This window comes from Elioraea sp. Yellowstone (assembly GCF_006704265.1).
Classification (GTDB): domain Bacteria; phylum Pseudomonadota; class Alphaproteobacteria; order Acetobacterales; family Acetobacteraceae; genus Elioraea.
This window is the reverse complement of sequence record NZ_VIKA01000069.1, coordinates 1-17,207: the sequence shown is the minus strand read 5'-3', so window position 1 is coordinate 17,207 and position 17,207 is coordinate 1. Positions and strand designations below refer to the sequence as shown.

Below are 17,207 nucleotides of genomic sequence, written 5' to 3'. Positions count from 1 at the left end.
CGGCGGTCCTGCTCCGCCACGCGATCGCACCCGGCACCGGCGACCCGCCCGGCTTCCGGCCCGGCGACTGCGCGACCCAGCGCCCCCTGTCGGAGGCGGGCCGCGCCCAGGCGCGCGCGATCGGCGCGGCCTTGCGCGCCCGCGGGATCGATCAGGCCCGCGTGCTCTCCTCGGCCTGGTGCCGGGCGCACGAGACCGCCGAACTGCTCGGCCTGGGCCCGGTCGGTCACGCGCCGGAGCTGGACAGCTTCTTCGCCGACCGCGCCGCCGGGCCCGCGCGCACCGAGGCGCTGCGCGGCCTGCTCGCGGCCTGGGCGGGTCCGGGGACGCTCGTGCTCGTCACCCACCAGGTGAACATCACCGCGCTCACCGGGGTGTTTCCCGCCTCCGGCGAGGCGCTCCTGGTGTATACGGGCGCGCGCGCCGGCGCGGTCGCGCTGCGCGTCCCGCCGCCTTCCCCCTGAACGGACCCTGCCGATCCATGGACCTCACCTCCGCGCTCCAGGCGCTGCTGCTCGGCGTCGTCGAGGGCGCGACCGAGTTCATCCCGGTCTCCTCGACCGGGCACCTGATCCTGGTGATCGACCTGCTCGGCTTCGCCGCCCCGCCCGGGCGCAGCTTCGAGATCGTGATCCAGCTCGGCGCGATCCTGGCGGTGGTGGCGATCTACTTCGGCAAGCTCTGGCGGCTCGCCTTCGGGATGTTCACCGACCGCGAGGCGCGGCTCTACGTGCGCAACCTGCTGCTCGCCTTCCTGCCGGCGCTGGTGATCGGCGCCACCCTCTACGGCCCGATCACGCGGCTGCTGTTCGACCCCTTCGTGGTCTGCGCCGCGCTGATCCTGGGCGGGATCGCGATCATCCTGATCGAGCGGCTGCGCGGTGCCGCGCGCATCGGGCGCATCGAGGCGATCACGCCGCGGATGGCGGTCGCGATCGGCCTCTTCCAGGCGCTGGCGATGATTCCCGGCACCTCGCGTTCGGGGGCGACGATCATCGGCGCGCTGCTGCTCGGCGTCGCCCGCCCCGCCGCGGCCGAGTTCAGCTTCGTGCTCGCGATCCCGACCATGCTCGCGGCCACGGCCTACAGCCTCTACCGGAACTGGAGCGTGCTGACCTGGGACGGGGCGGGGCTGATCGCGATCGGCTTCGCCTCGGCCTTCGTCGTCGCCTTCCTGGTCGTGCGCGCGGTGCTGGCGGTGATCGCGCGCATCGGCTTCACGCCCTTCGGCTACTACCGGATCGCCGTCGGGCTTGTCATGCTGGCGATCCTGGCCACGCGCTGAGGGAGCGACGATGAAGCTGTTCATGGCGGGACTGGCGACCGAGACCAACACCTGGGCGCCGATCCCCACGGGGCGCGAGGCCTTCATGGGCCACCGCTATTTCCGCCATGACGCCTCGCGCCAGCCGCCGGGCTGGGGCAATCTCGCCATGCGCGTCTGGCGCAGCCGCGCCGAGGCCGACGGGGTCGAGGTCGCCGAGAGCCTCTCCGCGGCCGCGCAGCCCGCCGGCATCACCGTGCGCGCGGTCTACGAGGAGCTGCGCGACACGATCCTCGCCGATCTGCGCGCCGCCCTGCCGGTCGACATCGTGCTCTTGTCGATGCACGGCGCGATGGTGGCCGACGGCTACGACGACTGCGAGGGCGACACGCTCGCGCGCGTGCGCGCGATCGTCGGGCCCGACGTGGTGGTGGGGATCGAGCTCGACCTCCACTGCCACCTGAGCGAGACGATGCGCCGCGCGGCCGACCTGATCGTGCTGTTCAAGGAGTATCCGCACACCGACATCGCCGACCGCGCGCACGATCTCTACGACCTCGCGCGGCGCGCGGCGCGGGGCGAGATCCGCCCGCGCATCGCCTATCACGACCTGCGCATGATCTCGATGTGGCGCACGCCGGTCGAGCCGATGAGGTCCTTCGTCGCCGAGATGGCGGCGGCGGAGGGGAAGGAGGGCATCCTCTCGGTCTCCTTCGGCCACGGCTTCCCCTGGGCGGACGTGCCGGATGTCGGCGCGAAGATGGTGGTGATCGCCGACGGCGACGAGGCGAAGGCCGCGGCGGCGGCACGCGCGTTCGGCGCGCGGATCTGGGCGATGCGCCACGAGACGCATCCGCGGCTCGACGACGCCGATGCGGCGATCGCGGCGGCGCTCGGCGCGGATGGCGGCAAGCCCGTGGTGATCGCCGACGTGACCGACAATGCCGGCGGCGGCGCGCCCTCCGACAGCACCTTCCTGATCCACCGCCTGGTCGGGCACCGGGCGAAGGGCGCCGCGGTGGGCCCGGTGTGGGACCCGGTCGCGGTGTCGTTCTGCCGCGAGGCGGGCGCAGGCGCGCGGCTCAGGCTGCGGGTGGGCGGCAAGTGCGGCGCGATGTCCGGACCGCCGGCGGATCTCGACGTGGTCGTGCGCGCGGTCGCCGAGGCGCACGAGCAGACCGGGCTCTCGGGCAGCCGCGCCTCCTTCGGCCCATCGGCCTGGGTGGAGGCGGACGGTATCCACCTCCTGCTCGTCACCAACCGCCAGCAGGGCTTCCATCCGGACGCCTTCGAGGGGCTCGGCCTGGCGCTGGGCGGGCTGAAGGCGGTGGTGGTGAAGTCGTCGCAGCACTTCTATGCCGGATTTGCGCCGATCGCCGCCGCCGTGCGCTATGTCGGCGCGCCCGGAGCGATGGACCACGACTTCGCCGCGCTGCCCTACACGAAGCTGGCGACGCCCTACTGGCCGCGGGTGGAGGATCCGTACCGGTAGCGGCGGCCGTGCGGGCGGCGCGAGGGCGGACGGGCGGTGTCCGGTCGGGCGGAGGCGCGCGGCGACCGCGGAGGCTTGTTGCCGGCACGCCCGCACCGCACGTAAGGTGATGCCGACGGACCGGGCGGGAACAGCCGGCAAGGACAGGTCCGGGGCAGGGAGAGCCGTCCGGGTGAAGCAGGACACGCCGATCCTCGAAGCAGCGCAGGTGTCACTCCGCTTCGGCGGCGTGCGCGCGCTGAGCGACGTCTCCTTCGCGGTCGAGCGGGGCGAGCTCTTCTCGATCATCGGCCCGAACGGTGCGGGCAAGACCTCGATGGTGAACTGCATCTCGGGCCGCTACCGGCCGACCGAGGGCCGCATCCTGTTCGAGGGCCGCGACATCACCGGGCTGAAGCCGAACCACCGCGCAGGCCTGGGCATTGGCCGGACCTTCCAGAACCTCGCCCTGTTCGGCCACATGACCGTGCTCGACAACATCATGGTCGGCAGACACCATCTGCTGCGCAACAACTTCCTCACCGGCATGGTCTACTGGCTCGGCGGCGCGCAGAGGGAGGAGCTCGCGCACCGCCGCGAGGTCGAGGACATCATCGACTTCCTCGAGATCCAGCACATCCGCAAGGCGGTCGCCGGCACGCTGCCCTACGGGTTGCGCAAGCGCGTCGAGCTCGCCCGCGCGATCGCGCTGAAGCCCAAGCTGATCCTGCTCGACGAGCCGATGGCGGGGATGAACCTCGAGGAGAAGGAGGACATGGCCCGCTACATCGTCGACCTCAACGAGGAGTGGGGGATGACGGTGATCATGATCGAGCACGACATGGGCGTGGTGATGGACATCAGCCATCGCGTGATCGTGCTGGATTTCGGGCGCAAGATCGCCGAGGGCACGCCCGACCAGGTGCTGGCCGATCCGCTGGTCAAGCGTGCCTATCTCGGCGAGGCCGACGACGTGCCGGCGGGCAGCGAGGCCGAGACGGGCGCGGTCGCCTGAGCGTCATGGCGCTGCCCGATCTCGCCCGCCACGACACGCTGCCCAAGCTCCTCGCCCTGCACGCGCGCGAGCACGGGGGCGAGACGGCGCTGCGCGAGAAGGAGTTCGGCATCTGGCGCTCGATCACCTGGGCCGAGTACCACGAGCGGGTGCGCTCCTTCGCGCTCGGCCTCGCCGCCCTGGGCGTCGGCCGCGGCGACGTGGTGGCGCTGATCGGCGACAACCGGCCCGACTGGGTGATGGGCGAGGTCGCGACGCACGCCGCGGGCGCGATGTCGCTCGGCATCTATCGCGACGCGCTCGACGACGAGATCGCCTATCTCCTCTCCCATGCGGAGGCGAAGCTCGTCTTCGCCGAGGACGAGGAGCAGGTGGACAAGCTGCTCTCCCTGGGCGACCGCGCGCCGTCCTTGCGCCACATCGTCTATTCCGATCCACGCGGCATGCGGAAGTACGACGATCCGCGGCTGATGCCGGTCTCGGCGCTGATCCGGCGCGGCGAGGACCTGCGCCTCGCCGAGCCCGACCGCTACGAGCGCATGGTGGAGGCGACGAGGGGCGAGGACGTCGCGATCCTCTGCACCACCTCGGGCACGACCGCGCGGCCCAAGCTCGCCATGCTGACCGCGAAGGCGCTGCTCAACCACTGCGCCTGCTATCTCGGCGCCGATCCGAAGGGGCCGGACGACGAGTACGTCTCGGTGCTGCCGCTGCCCTGGATCATGGAGCAGGTCTACGTGATGGGCTGGGGGCTCATCACCCGCATGAAGGTGAACTTCGTCGAGGAGCCCGACACGATGATGGCCGATTTCCGCGAGATCGGCCCGACCTTCGTCCTGTTCGCGCCCAGGCTCTGGGAGGCGATCGCGGCGGATGTGCGCGCGCGGGTGATGGACTCCACGCCCCTGAAGCAGCGCCTGTACGAGTTCGGCATGCGGCAGGGGCTCGCCGCCCTCGACAGGGGGCGCCGGTCGGCCGTCGCCGATGCCCTGCTGTTCCGCGCGCTGCGCGACCGGCTGGGCTTCTCGCGCCTGAAGTCGGCCGCCACCGGCGGCGCGGCGCTCGGCCCCGACACGTTCCGCTTCTTCCAGGCGATGGGCGTGCCGCTGCGCCAGCTCTACGGCCAGACCGAACTGCTCGGCGCCTACACGATCCACCGCGCCGACGAGGTGGACTTCAACACCGTGGGCGTCCCGTTCGACAGCACGGTGGAGGTGCGGATCGACAACCCGGATGCCAACGGCGTGGGCGAGATCGTCACGCGCCACCCGAACATGTTCGCGGGCTACTTCAGGAACGAGGAGGCGACGCGGGCGGACCTGCGCGACGGCTGGATGCACACGGGCGATGCCGGCTACTTCGACCGCAAGGGCCATCTCGTGGTGATCGACCGCATCAAGGACATCGCCACGACCGCGCGCGGCGACCGCTTCAGCCCGATGTTCATCGAGAACAAGCTGAAGTTCAGCCCCTATGTCGCCGAGGCCGTGATCCTGGGCGACCGGCGCGACTACCTCGCCGCGATCATCTGCATCCGCTACCCGATCGTCTCCAAATGGGCCGAGCGCAACCGCATCGCCTTCACCACCTACAGCGACCTCGCCGCCAAGCCGCAGGTGGCGGAGATCCTGAAACGCGAGATCGAGGCGGTGAACGCGCAGCTGCCCGAGGCGCAACGCATCCGCAAGGCCGTGCTGCTCTACAAGGAGCTGGATGCCGACGACGACGAGCTCACGCGCACGCGCAAGGTGCGCCGCGGCGTGATCGCGCAGAAATACGGCGACATCATCGAGGCGATCTACGGCGGCCGCACGGAGATCCCCGTGGATGCCGTGATCAAGTTCCAGGACGGCACGACGCAGCGCATCCGCACCACGCTGCGCGTGATCGAGCTCGCCCCGGCGCCCGCACCCGCCCGCGCGCCGGCACGCGCCGCATGAGGCCCCGATGAACTGGGAACTGCTGCTGCAGCTCGCGCTCAACGGACTGATCGTCGGCACGCTCTACGGCGTCGTCGCGATGAGCTTCGTGCTGATCTACAAGGCCTCCCAGGTGGTGAACTTCGCCCAGGGCGAGTTCCTGTTGGTCGGTGCCTGGGTGTGCTGGTGGCTGCTCACCCACTTCCAGATCCCCTTCGTCTGGGGCTTCCTCGTGACGCTCGCCTTCATGACGCTGTTCGGCATCCTGATCCAGGTGGTGGTGCTGCGGCCGCTGATCGGCGAGCCGGTGATCAGCGTCATCATGGTGACGATCGGGCTGTCGATCTTCTTCCAGGCGCTGATGAAGTGGATGTTCGGCGTGTTCGCCCAGCCCTTCCCGCCGATCTTCGCGACCCAGGCCGTGCGCGTGCTGGGGCTCGAGGTGCAGACCGTCTACCTGATGAGCCTGGCGATCAGCCTCGCGATCATGGGCGCCTTCGCCTGGTTCTTCACCGCCTCGAAATACGGGCTCGCCATGCGCGCGACCGCCTTCGACCAGCAGGTGGCGCAGTCGCTCGGGATCTCGGTGCGCCAGGTCTTCGCGATGTCCTGGGCGATCTCGGCGGTGGTCTCGGCGGTCGCCGGCGTGGTGGTGGGCGTGGTGAACGGGGTCAGCTCGGCGCTCTCGTTCTACGGCATCAAGGTGTTCCCGGCGGTGATCCTGGGCGGGCTCGACTCGATCCTCGGCGCGGTGCTGGGTGGGATCATCGTCGGCGTGCTCGAGAACGTCGCCCACTTCTTCGACAGCACGCTGCTGAACTGGGGCAACATGTACCAGATCGCGCCGTTCTACGTGCTGATCATCATCCTGATGATCAAGCCCTACGGCCTGTTCGGCACCAAGAACATCGAGCGGGTCTGAGGACGCACCATGGCCGCGATCGCGATGACCCCGTGCGGCGACTTCCGCGAGTCCTACCGCGCGGACACCACGATCTTCCCGACCCGGCTGTCGCGCGCCTTCGCGATCGCCGGCATCGCCGCACTCTGCCTCGTGCCGCTCACCGGCGACCGCTACGTGCTGAGCCTGATGATCCAGATCGGCTATCTCGGCATCGCCGCTCTGGGGCTGAACATCCTGGTCGGCTTCACCGGCCAGATCTCGATCGGCCATGCGGCGTTCTTCGGCGTCGGCGCCTTCGCCTCGGCCTGGTTCGTCGAGCATGGGGCACCGGTGCTCGCCGCGATCCCGCTCGCCGGCCTCGCCACCACCGCGGTCGGCATGGTCTTCGGCATCCCGGCGGCGCGGCTGAAGGGGCTCTACCTCGCCATCGCCACGCTGGCCGCGCAGTTCATCCTCGAGGACTTCTTCGCGCGCGCCCAGTGGTTCACCGGCGGCGTGGCCGGACGCGTGACGCTGCGGCCGAGCCTGTTCGGCTACTCCTTCGACACCGACGAGGCCTATTTCTACGTCGTGCTGGCCTGGGTGGCGCTGAGCTTCCTGGCCGCGGCCAACCTGATGCGCACCCGCGACGGCCGGGCGCTGGTGGCGGTGCGCGACCACTACCTCTCGGCCGAGATCATGGGGATCAACCTGACCTACTACCGCACGCTCTCCTTCGGCATCTCCTCCTTCTTCGCCGGCATCGGCGGCGCGCTCTACGCCCACTACCTGCTGTTCGTCTCGGTCGAGGCCTTCACGATCCTGTTCTCGATCCAGTTCCTCGGCATGATCATCATCGGCGGCTTGGGCAGCGTGATGGGCTCGATGATGGGATCGGCGTTCATGGTGCTGCTGCCGGAGGTGGTGCAGGGCTTCGCCGATGCGCTCGCCGGAGGCATGATCGACCGCGCGCTCGGCCTGGGCAATGCGGTGAGCTTCCTGCGCGAGATGGCGATCGGTGCGGCGATCATCCTGTTCCTGATCTTCGAGCCCGACGGGCTCGCGCATCGCTGGAGGCTGATCAAGGCGTACTGGAAACTGTATCCTTTCGCGCACTAGGGGCGGCAGGGCGCCCCGTGAGGAACGTCCAGGAGGGAAACATGCACGTCCGAGCCATGCTTCTTGCCGCCGCGGCCGCGGTCGGCTTCGCCGCCGCCGCGGAGGCGCAGAACCGCATTCCCGTCGGCCACCTGATGGACAATTCCGGCGCCACCTCGGATGTCGGCGTGCCCTACGGCCAGGGGGTCGCGGATGCGCTCGCCTGGGTGAACCGCCGCGGCGGCGTGGCCGGCCGCCAGCTCGCCGTCTCCGGCTTCGACTACGGCTACCAGGCGCCGCGCGCGATCGCGCAGTACCAATCCTGGGCCCAGCGCGAGCGCGTGGTCGCGATCCAGGGCTGGGGCACGGCGGATACCGAGGCGCTGATCACCTTCGTCACGCGCGACCGCATCCCCTACATCTCGGCGTCCTACTCCGCCGCGCTGACCGACCCGACCGGCAAGGCACCGCGGGCCGACAAGGCCGCGCCCTTCAACTTCTTCTACGGCCCGTCCTACTCGGATGCCTTGCGCGCGATGATCACCTGGGCGGCCGAGGACTGGAAGAGGCGCGGCGGCCAGGGCAGGCCGAAATACGTCCACATGGGCGCGAACCATCCCTATCCGAACTCGCCCAAGGCGGCCGGCGAGGCGCTGGCGGCCGAGCTCGGCTTCGAGGTGCTGCCCGCGATCCAGTTCGCGCTCACCCCGGGCGACTACACCGCGCAGTGCCTGTCGCTGAAGAACGCGGGCGCGAACTACGCCTATCTCGGCAACACCGCGGGCTCGAACATCTCCGTGCTGCGCGCCTGCCAGACCGCCGGCGTGCAGGTGCAGTTCCTCGGCAATGTCTGGGGCATGGACGAGAACGCGATGAAGGCGGCCGGCACGGCGGCGAACGGCGTCGTGTTTCCCGTGCGCACTGGCATCACCTGGGGCGGTGACGCGCCGGGCATGGCCGCCCTGCGCGAGATCAGCCAGGGCGGTGCGACGCCGCAGGCCGAGTACCGCCCGGTGCACTACCTCGCCGGCGTCTGCTCGGCGATGCTGATGGTCGAGGCGATGGAGACCGCCGCGGCCAATGGCGGCGAGATCACCGGCCCGCGCATCCGCGACGGGTTCTACGCCCGCAAGGACTGGGTTCCGAAGGGGTTCGAGGGCGTGTGCACGCCGTCCAACTTCACCGCCGAGGACCATCGCGGCCAGATGCGCGTCGCGCTCTATCGTGCCGTCGTCGCCGGCGACACCACCCAGGGTTCGGTCGCCGAGCTGATGCGCGCCGGCACGATGAGGCTCGAGCCGGTGACCACCATCACCCTCGAGCGCCGCGCCGACTGGCTCGGCTGGTGAGGCGCACGGGCGGGCGGCCGCGGGCCGCCCGCCCCCTGGAACGGGACGGGCATGGACGCAACCGCTGCCGCCAAGGGAGCGAGGCGCTGGGTCGATGCGCTGCCGGCGCTGCTCGAGGTGAACAACGTCGAGGTCGTCTACAGCGACGTCATCCTGGTGCTGCGCGGCCTGTCGCTGAAGGTGCCGCAAGGCCACATCGTCGCGCTGCTGGGTGCGAACGGCGCCGGCAAGTCCACCACGCTGAAGGCGATCTCGGGCCTCCTGAAGACCGAGGAGGGCGAGATCACGCGCGGCGACATCATCTTCGCCGGCGAGCGGCTGAACGGCATCGACCCCGACCGGATCGTGCGCAAGGGCATCTTCCAGGTGATGGAGGGGCGGCGCATCGTCGCCGACATGACGGTGCACGAGAACCTCCGCCTCGGCGCCTTCACGCGCACGGACGGCGAGGTGCAGCAGGACATCGAGCGCGTCTACGCCTATTTCCCGCGCCTGAAGGAGCGCACCGGGCTCGCGGGCTACCTCTCGGGCGGCGAGCAGCAGATGCTGGCGATCGGACGCGCGCTGATGGCGCGGCCGAAGCTGATCCTGATGGACGAGCCCTCGATGGGACTCTCCCCCCTTCTCGTGAGGGAGGTGTTCGGCATCATCCGCCGCCTCAACCGGGAGCTCGGCATCACCGTCCTGCTGGTCGAGCAGAACGCGCGCATGGCGCTCTCGGTCGCCTCCTACGGCTACGTGATGGAGCAGGGGAAGATCGTGCTCGACGGCACCGCCGAGGAGCTGGCGAACAACGAGGACGTGAAGGAATTCTACCTCGGCGGCCACGGCGCCGAGCGCAAGAGCTTCCGGAACCTGAAATCCTACAAGCGCCGCAAGCGCTGGCTCTGACGCGGACTCCCATGCCCAACAGCGAGTTCTTCGACGTTCTCGAGGTGCGCGACCCGGAGGCGCGCGAGGATGCGCTGATGGGCGCGCTCGCGGCGCACGTGGCGCAGGCCAAGGCCTCGGCGCCGTACTACGCGCGGCTGCTCGCGGATGTCGCGCCCGACGCGATCTGCACGCGCGCCGCCCTCGCCTCGCTGCCGCTGACGCGCAAGTCGGACCTGAGCGCGATCCAGGCCGAGCATCCGCCCTTCGGCGGGCTGACCACCATCCCCGCCGGCCGTCTCGCGCGCATCTTCGTCTCGCCCGGGCCGATCTACGATCCGGAGGCGGGCGGGCGCGACTATTTCCGCTTCGCCCGCGCGCTCTATGCCACCGGCCTGCGCTCGGGGCAGATCCTGCACAACACCTTCTCCTATCATCTCACCCCCGCCGGCGTGATGCTGGAGTGCGGCGCGCGCGCGCTCGGCTGCGCCGTGGTCCCGGCCGGGCCCGGCAACACCGAGCTGCAGGCGCGCGCGATCGCGCATCTCCGCCCGCAGGCCTATGCCGGCACGCCCGACTTCCTCAAGACGATCCTGGAGAAGGGCGACGAGCTCGGCCTCGACCTCTCCTCGATCCGGCGCGGCCACGTCACCGCGGGCCCCTACTTCCCGGCGCTCCGCCAGTACTACGCCGAGCGCGGGCTGACCGTGCTGCAGTCCTACGGCACGGCCGATCTCGGCCTGATCGCCTACGAGAGCGAGGCGCGCGAGGGCATGATCCTCGACGAGCACGTGATCGTCGAGATCGTCCGACCCGGCACGGGCGAGGTCCTTCCGGACGGCGAGGTCGGCGAGGTCGTGGTCACCCTGCTGAGCCCGGAGTATCCGCTGATCCGCTTCGCCACCGGCGACCTCTCCGCGGTGCTGCCCGGGCGCTCGCCCTGCGGCCGCACCAACACGCGCATCAGGGGCTGGCTCGGCCGCGCCGACCAGGCGACCAAGGTGAAGGGCATGTTCGTGCGCCCCGAGCAGGTCGCCGAGATCGCGCGCCGCTTCCCCGCGCTCGGCCGCCTGCGCCTGGTGGTCGAGCGCGCCGGCGATGCCGACGCGATGACGCTGCACGCCGAGGCGGCCGAGCCCGCGCCCGGGCTCGCCGAACGCCTGGCGGAGGCGCTGCGCGAGGTCACCAAGCTGCGCGGCGCGGTGGCGCTCGCCTCACCCGGCAGCCTGCCGAACGACGGCAAGGTGATCGACGATCGCCGGCCGGTGGGCTGAGCGCCGTCCTCTTGCGGCCGGATCGACCGGCCGCGCATGATCCTCACCGCCAGTCCGCGGGGATGCCAGACCCATGCTGCCGAACCGCCTGACCACGCTCGAGTTCGACCACGGCGACGACATCGCGATGCTGCGCGCCTCCGTGCGCCAGTTCGCCGCCGAGAAGATCGCGCCGCTCGCCGCCGAGATCGACCGCACCGACGAGTTCCCGCGCCATCTCTGGCCGGAGATGGGGGCGCTCGGCCTGCACGGCATCACCGTCGAGGAGGCCTATGGCGGCGCCAACATGGGCTATCTCGCCCACTGCGTCGCCATGGAGGAGGTGAGCCGGGCCTCCGCCTCGGTCGGGCTCTCCTACGGCGCGCATTCCAATCTCTGCGTGAACCAGATCAGGCTGAACGGCACCGAGGAGCAGAAGCGGCGCTACCTGCCGAAGCTGATCTCCGGCGAGCATCTCGGGGCGCTCGCGATGAGCGAGCCGGGGGCCGGCTCGGACGTGGTCTCGATGCGGCTGCGCGCCGAGAAGCGCGGCGACCGCTACGTGCTGAACGGCACGAAGATGTGGATCACCAATGCGCACTACGCCGAGACGCTGGTGGTCTATGCCAAGACCGACCCGGCGGCGGGCAAGGACGGCATCACGGCCTTCATCGTCGAGCGCGGCTTCAGGGGGTTCCGCCCGGCACAGAAGCTCGACAAGCTCGGCATGCGCGGCTCGCCCACCAGCGAACTGGTGTTCGAGGACTGCGAGGTGCCGGAGGAGAACGTGCTCGGCCGGGTGGGCGGCGGCGTGCGCGTGCTGATGAGCGGGCTCGACTACGAGCGCGCGGTGCTGGCCGCGGGCCCGCTCGGCATCATGCAGGCCTGCCTCGACGTCGTGCTGCCCTACGTGCACGAGCGGCGGCAGTTCGGCCAGCCGATCGGCGAGTTCCAGCTCATCCAGGCCAAGCTCGCCGACATGTACACGAGCTTCAACGCCTGCCGCGCCTATGTCTACGCGGTGGCGCAGGCCTGCGACCGCGGCCGCGTGACGCGCAAGGACGCCGCCGGCGCGATCCTCTACGCCGCCGAGGCGGCGACGCGGATGGCGCTGGATGCGATCCAGATCCTCGGCGGCAACGGCTACATCAACGACTACCCCGCCGGCCGCCTGCTGCGCGACGCCAAGCTCTACGAGATCGGCGCCGGCACCTCCGAGATCCGGCGCATGCTGATCGGCCGCGAACTGTTCCGCGAGACCGCGTGACGCTGATCCCGACCTCGGTCGATCCGCGCGCGGAGGCGTTCCGCGCCAACGCGGCGGTCAACCGCGCGCTCGTCGCCACCCTGCGCGAGCGTCTCGCCGCCGCCGCCGCGGGCGGCCCGCCGGAAGCGCGCGAACGCCACCTCGCGCGCGGCAAGCTCCTGCCGCGCGAGCGGGTGGAGCGGCTGATCGATCCCGGCGCGCCGTTCCTCGAACTCTCGCCGCTCGCCGCCTACGGGCTCTACGGCGGCGGGATCAGCGCCGCGGGCATCATCACGGGCATCGGGCGGGTCGCCGGCCGGGAATGCGTGATCGTCGCGAACGACGCGACCGTGCAGGGCGGCACCTACTTCCCCGTCACGGTCAAGAAGCACCTGCGCGCGCAGGAGATCGCCGAGGCGAACCGCCTGCCCTGCCTCTATCTCGTGGACAGCGGCGGGGCGAACCTGCCGAACCAGGACGAGATCTTCCCGGATCGCGACCATTTCGGCCGCATCTTCTACAACCAGGCGCGGATGTCGGCGCAGGGCATCCCGCAGATCGCCGTGGTGATGGGAAGCTGCACCGCCGGCGGCGCCTATGTGCCGGCAATGAGCGACGAGAGCGTGATCGTCAAGGAGCAGGGCACGATCTTCCTCGGCGGGCCGCCGCTCGTGAAGGCCGCGACCGGCGAGGTGGTGACGGCGGAGGAGCTGGGCGGCGCGGACGTGCACACGCGCCTCTCCGGGGTGGCCGACCACATGGCGAACGACGACGCGCATGCCCTCGCCCTCGCGCGGCGCATCGTCTCGCGCACCAACACGCGCAAGGTCCTGCCGGTGGCGGCGCGCGAGCCCGAACCGCCGCGCTACGACCCCGAGGAGCTCTACGGCATCATCCCGCAGGACGTGCGCACGCCCTATGAGGTGCGCGAGGTGATCGCGCGCATCGTCGATGCCTCGGAGCTCGACGAGTTCAAGCCGCGCTACGGCACCACCATCGTCTGCGGGTTCGCGCGCATCTGGGGCTATCCCGTCGGCGTCGTCGCCAACAACGGCATCCTGTTCTCGGAATCCGCGCTCAAGGCCGCGCATTTCGTCGAGCTCTGCAGCCAGCGGAACATTCCTCTTGTGTTCCTGCAGAACATCGCCGGCTTCATGGTCGGCAGGACCTACGAGAACCGCGGCATCGCCAAGGACGGCGCGAAGCTGGTCACGGCCGTCGCCACCACCTCCGTGCCGAAGTTCACCGTGCTGATCGGTGGATCGTTCGGCGCCGGCAACTACGGCATGTGCGGCCGCGCCTACTCCCCCCGCTTCCTGTTCACCTGGCCGAACAGCCGCATCTCGGTGATGGGCGGCGAGCAGGCGGCGACCGTGCTCGCCACCATCCGCCGCGACAACCTCGCCCGCCAGGGCAGGGAGTGGTCCGCCGAGGAGGAGGAGGCGTTCAAGGCCCCGATCCGCGAGAAGTACGAGCGCGAGGGCGATCCCTACTACGCCACCGCGCGGCTCTGGGACGACGGCATCATCGAGCCCGCGCGCACGCGCGACGTGCTCGGGCTCGCGATCTCCGCCGCCCTGAACGCGCCGATCCCGCCGACGCGTTTCGGCGTGTTCCGGATGTGAGCGCGATGTTCCGCTCGGTCCTCGTCGCCAACCGGGGCGAGATCGCCTGTCGCATCGTCCGCACCGCGCGGCGCATGGGGCTGCGCTGCATCGCCGTCTACTCGGAGGCGGACGCGCACGCGCTGCATGTCGAGCTCGCCGACGAGGCCTATCCGATCGGCCCGCCGCCGGCGGCGTCGAGCTATCTCCGCATCGACCGGATCATCGAGGCCGCACGCCGGGCGGGTGCGGAGGCGATCCATCCCGGCTACGGCTTCCTCGCCGAGAACGCGGACTTCGCCGAGGCGTGCGCGCAGGCCGGCATCGTCTTCGTCGGCCCCCCCGCCTCGGCGATCCGCGCCATGGGCTCGAAGGCCGCCGCCAAGGCGCTGATGGCCGAGGCCGGCGTGCCGCTGGTGCCCGGCTATCACGGCGCGGACCAGTCCGACGCGCGTCTCGCCGCCGAGGCCGAGCGCATCGGATATCCGGTGCTGATCAAGGCCTCCGCCGGCGGCGGCGGGCGCGGCATGCACATCGTCGAGCGCGCTGCCGACTTCGCCGATGCGCTCGCCGCCGCGCGCCGCGTCGCCAAGGCCGCCTTCGGCGACGACCGCGTGCTGCTCGAGCGCTATCTGCGCCGGCCGCGCCACATCGAGGTGCAGGTGCTGGGTGACGCGCACGGCACCATCCTCGACCTGCACACGCGCGACTGCTCGGTGCAGCGCCGCTACCAGAAGGTGGTGGAGGAGGCGCCCGCCCCCGGCCTGCCCCACCCGGTGCGCGCGGGCCTCGCGCGCGCCGCGGTCGAGGCGGCGCGCGCCGTGGGCTACCGCAATGCCGGCACGGTGGAGTTCATCGCCGAGGGCGACGCCTTCTACTTCATGGAGATGAACACCCGGCTGCAGGTCGAGCATCCGGTCACCGAGCTGATCACCGGCCTCGACCTCGTGGAGTGGCAGATCCGCATCGCCGCCGGCGAGGCGCTGCCGTTCCGCGAACCGCCGCCGGCGACCGGCCATGCGGTCGAGGTGCGGCTCTGCGCGGAGGATCCCACGCTCGACTGGCGCCCGGCGGTCGGCCGGCTCGACCGTTTCCTGCTGCCCGAGGACATGACCGGCGTGCGCATCGACACCGGCGTGCGCGAGGGCGACGCGATCACGCCGTTCTACGACTCGATGATCGCCAAGGTGATCGCGCATGGCGCCGACCGCGCCGCCGCGCTGCGCCGGCTCGCCGCCGCGCTCGCCGAGATCCGCATCGACGGCATCGCCACCAATCTCGACCTCCTGCGCCGCGTCGTCGGCCATCCGGCCTTCCACGCCGGCGACCTCTCCACCGGCTTCATCGCCGCGCATGCCGACGACCTGCTCGCCGCGCCGCGGCCGGTCCCCGACCGCGCGCTGATCGCCGCTGCGGCGGCGCTGCTGCTCGACGAGCAGGACCGCGCCGAGCGCTTCGCGCGCGACTCGGGCGATCCGCACTCGCCCTGGAACCGGCGCGACGGCTGGCGCCTGCACGGCGTGGCCTCGGCCGAGACCGAGCTGATCCAGGACGGTGTGGCGCGCCGCGTGCGGGCCGAGTACGGACCGGGATGCTGGACGCTGCGCTTCACCGCCGCATCGGGCGAGCCGGTCGCGCTGAGCTTGCGCGCGCGCCGCGGCCTCGACCGCGATTCCCTGCTGCTCGACCTCGACGGCGTGCGCACGCGCGCGACCGTCAGGCGCTACGGCGACGACATCGTCGTCACCCTCGCCGGCGCCGAGCCGGCCAGCGCCACCCTGACCGTGCGCCAGACCCTCGGCACGGCGGCCGCCGCGCTCGCCGTCTCCGGCTCGGTCGCGGCGCCGATCCCCGGACGCGTCGTCAAGGTCCTGGTCGAGCCGGGACAGGTGGTCGCGCGCGGCGAGACGCTGGTGATCCTCGAGGCGATGAAGACGGAGCTGCGCATCGCCGCGCCCGCCGACGGCACGGTCCTGCGCATCGGCGTGCAGGCCGGCGACCTGGTGGCGGAAGGAACCGAACTCGCCTTCGTCGAGGCGCAGGCCTCGGCCTGATACCCGGCCGACAAAGGTTCGACCTTTGCCGGCCGGGCATCAGGCCTTGGCTTTGCGCGGCCGCCCCTTGAGCCCCGCGCGCCATACCCTCCGCACAAAGGTCAAACCCTCGTGCTCCGGGTGTGAGGGCACCCGCGCGGGATCGCCGACGCGCCGATCGCATCCGGATCGGCGCCGGTCGGGTCACTCCGCCGCGACCGCCGTCGGCAGCATCGCCTCCGCCGCCTGGAGATCGACCGAGACGAGCTTGGACACGCCCCGCTCCGGCATGGTCACGCCGTAGAGCCGGTGCATCCGCGCCATCGTCAGCCGGTGGTGCGTGACGATCAGGAACCGCGTCTCCGTCGCCCGCGCGATCTCCTCCAGCATGGTGCAGAAGCGATCGACGTTCGCATCGTCGAGCGGCGCGTCCACCTCGTCCAGCACGCAGATCGGCGCCGGGTTGGTCATGAACACCGCGAAGATCAGCGAGAGCGCCGTCAGCGCCTGCTCGCCGCCCGAGAGCAGGGAGAGCGTGGTCAGCTTCTTGCCCGGCGGCTGGGCCATGATCTCCAGCCCCGCCTCCAGCGGATCGTCGCTGTCGGTGAGCTTGAGGTGGGCGCTGCCGCCGCCGAACAGGCGCGTGAACAGCGCCTGGAAGTGCCGGTCCACCTCGGCGAAGCGCGCGGTCAGGCGCTCGCGGCCCTCCCGGTTCAGCGCGGCGATCGCGCCGCGCAGCTTGGCGATCGCCGCGACCAGATCCTCGCGCTCGGCGTTCAGCGTGGCGATGCGCGCCTCGACCTCGCCCATCTCGTGCTCGGCGGCGAGGTTCACCGGCCCCATGGAGTCGCGCTCGCGCGTCAGCCGCTCGAGCTTCCTGGCTGCCGCCTGTTCGGCCTCCTCGTAGGGCGCGGCGACGGCGACCCTGGCGATCAGCGCCTCGGCCTGGACGTTGAGCCGCTCGATCACCTGGTGGGCGAGGTCGAGGGCCGCGATGCGCGCCTGCTTCACCCCCTCCTCGGCGCGCACCAGCGCTTCGCGGCGGGCGACGAGCGCGGCCTCGGCCTCGCGCGCGGCACGGGCGGCGAGGGCCGCCTCGCGCTCGGCGGTGGCGAGCGCGTCGGCCGTGGCGCGGCGGGCGGATTCGGCGGCCGACAACGCCTCGAAGGCAGAGGCGCGCTCGGCGGCGAGCGCGGCGGGAC

Annotated in this window: 13 protein-coding genes and 1 pseudogene; 13 read left to right on the top strand and 1 reads right to left on the bottom strand. The window is 71.2% G+C overall.

Translation table 11 applies throughout. The features are described from left to right. The 13 genes from FK498_RS11085 to FK498_RS11025 form a co-directional block, all read left to right on the top strand. On the top strand, positions 1 to 464 hold a 464-nt coding region (locus tag FK498_RS11085), incomplete at its 5' end, for a histidine phosphatase family protein (RefSeq protein WP_237560915.1). 17 nt (positions 465 to 481) lie between these two features. Continuing rightward, positions 482 to 1,285: an undecaprenyl-diphosphate phosphatase gene (locus FK498_RS11080; protein ID WP_141854510.1), complete on the top strand. Its 804-nt coding sequence runs from the start codon at positions 482 to 484 to the stop codon at positions 1,283 to 1,285. Positions 1,286 to 1,295: 10 nt separating this feature from the next. Further along, complete coding sequence (locus FK498_RS11075) at positions 1,296 to 2,756, top strand: M81 family metallopeptidase (protein WP_141854504.1); 1,461 nt, start codon at positions 1,296 to 1,298, stop codon at positions 2,754 to 2,756. A gap of 172 nt (positions 2,757 to 2,928) precedes the next feature. Further along, positions 2,929 to 3,750: an ABC transporter ATP-binding protein gene (locus tag FK498_RS11070; RefSeq protein ID WP_141854502.1), complete on the top strand. Its 822-nt coding sequence runs from the start codon at positions 2,929 to 2,931 to the stop codon at positions 3,748 to 3,750. Positions 3,751 to 3,755: 5 nt separating this feature from the next. Then, on the top strand, positions 3,756 to 5,690 hold the full coding sequence (locus FK498_RS11065) for a long-chain fatty acid--CoA ligase (protein ID WP_141854500.1): 1,935 nt from the start codon (positions 3,756 to 3,758) through the stop codon (positions 5,688 to 5,690). A gap of 7 nt (positions 5,691 to 5,697) precedes the next feature. Then, the gene (locus FK498_RS11060; protein WP_141854498.1) at positions 5,698 to 6,591 is read left to right on the top strand and encodes a branched-chain amino acid ABC transporter permease; all 894 of its coding nucleotides are present in this window, start codon (positions 5,698 to 5,700) and stop codon (positions 6,589 to 6,591) included. A 9-nt stretch (positions 6,592 to 6,600) separates the two neighbouring features. Continuing rightward, entirely contained in the window at positions 6,601 to 7,671 is a 1,071-nt protein-coding gene (locus FK498_RS11055; protein WP_141854495.1) for a branched-chain amino acid ABC transporter permease, read from the top strand. Positions 7,672 to 7,712: 41 nt separating this feature from the next. Next, the gene (locus FK498_RS11050) at positions 7,713 to 8,999 is read left to right on the top strand and encodes an ABC transporter substrate-binding protein (protein WP_141854493.1); all 1,287 of its coding nucleotides are present in this window, start codon (positions 7,713 to 7,715) and stop codon (positions 8,997 to 8,999) included. A gap of 51 nt (positions 9,000 to 9,050) precedes the next feature. Then, the gene (locus tag FK498_RS11045) at positions 9,051 to 9,890 is read left to right on the top strand and encodes an ABC transporter ATP-binding protein (RefSeq protein WP_141854491.1); all 840 of its coding nucleotides are present in this window, start codon (positions 9,051 to 9,053) and stop codon (positions 9,888 to 9,890) included. Between the two features lie 11 nt (positions 9,891 to 9,901). Next, positions 9,902 to 11,143, top strand: coding sequence for a phenylacetate--CoA ligase family protein (locus FK498_RS11040; protein WP_141854489.1), 1,242 nt, complete (start codon positions 9,902 to 9,904; stop codon positions 11,141 to 11,143). 73 nt (positions 11,144 to 11,216) lie between these two features. Next, complete coding sequence (locus FK498_RS11035) at positions 11,217 to 12,389, top strand: isovaleryl-CoA dehydrogenase (RefSeq protein ID WP_141854487.1); 1,173 nt, start codon at positions 11,217 to 11,219, stop codon at positions 12,387 to 12,389. A gap of 5 nt (positions 12,390 to 12,394) precedes the next feature. Beyond that, the gene (locus FK498_RS11030; protein ID WP_370510898.1) at positions 12,395 to 13,993 is read left to right on the top strand and encodes a carboxyl transferase domain-containing protein; all 1,599 of its coding nucleotides are present in this window, start codon (positions 12,395 to 12,397) and stop codon (positions 13,991 to 13,993) included. 5 nt (positions 13,994 to 13,998) lie between these two features. Continuing rightward, positions 13,999 to 16,026 (top strand): biotin carboxylase N-terminal domain-containing protein, encoded by a 2,028-nt coding sequence (locus FK498_RS11025; RefSeq protein ID WP_141854483.1) that lies wholly within the window; start codon positions 13,999 to 14,001, stop codon positions 16,024 to 16,026. Between the two features lie 183 nt (positions 16,027 to 16,209). Here the strand turns inward: FK498_RS11025 and FK498_RS11020 are convergent. Continuing rightward, positions 16,210 to 17,207: pseudogene (locus FK498_RS11020) on the bottom strand (hypothetical protein); the annotation flags it as partial.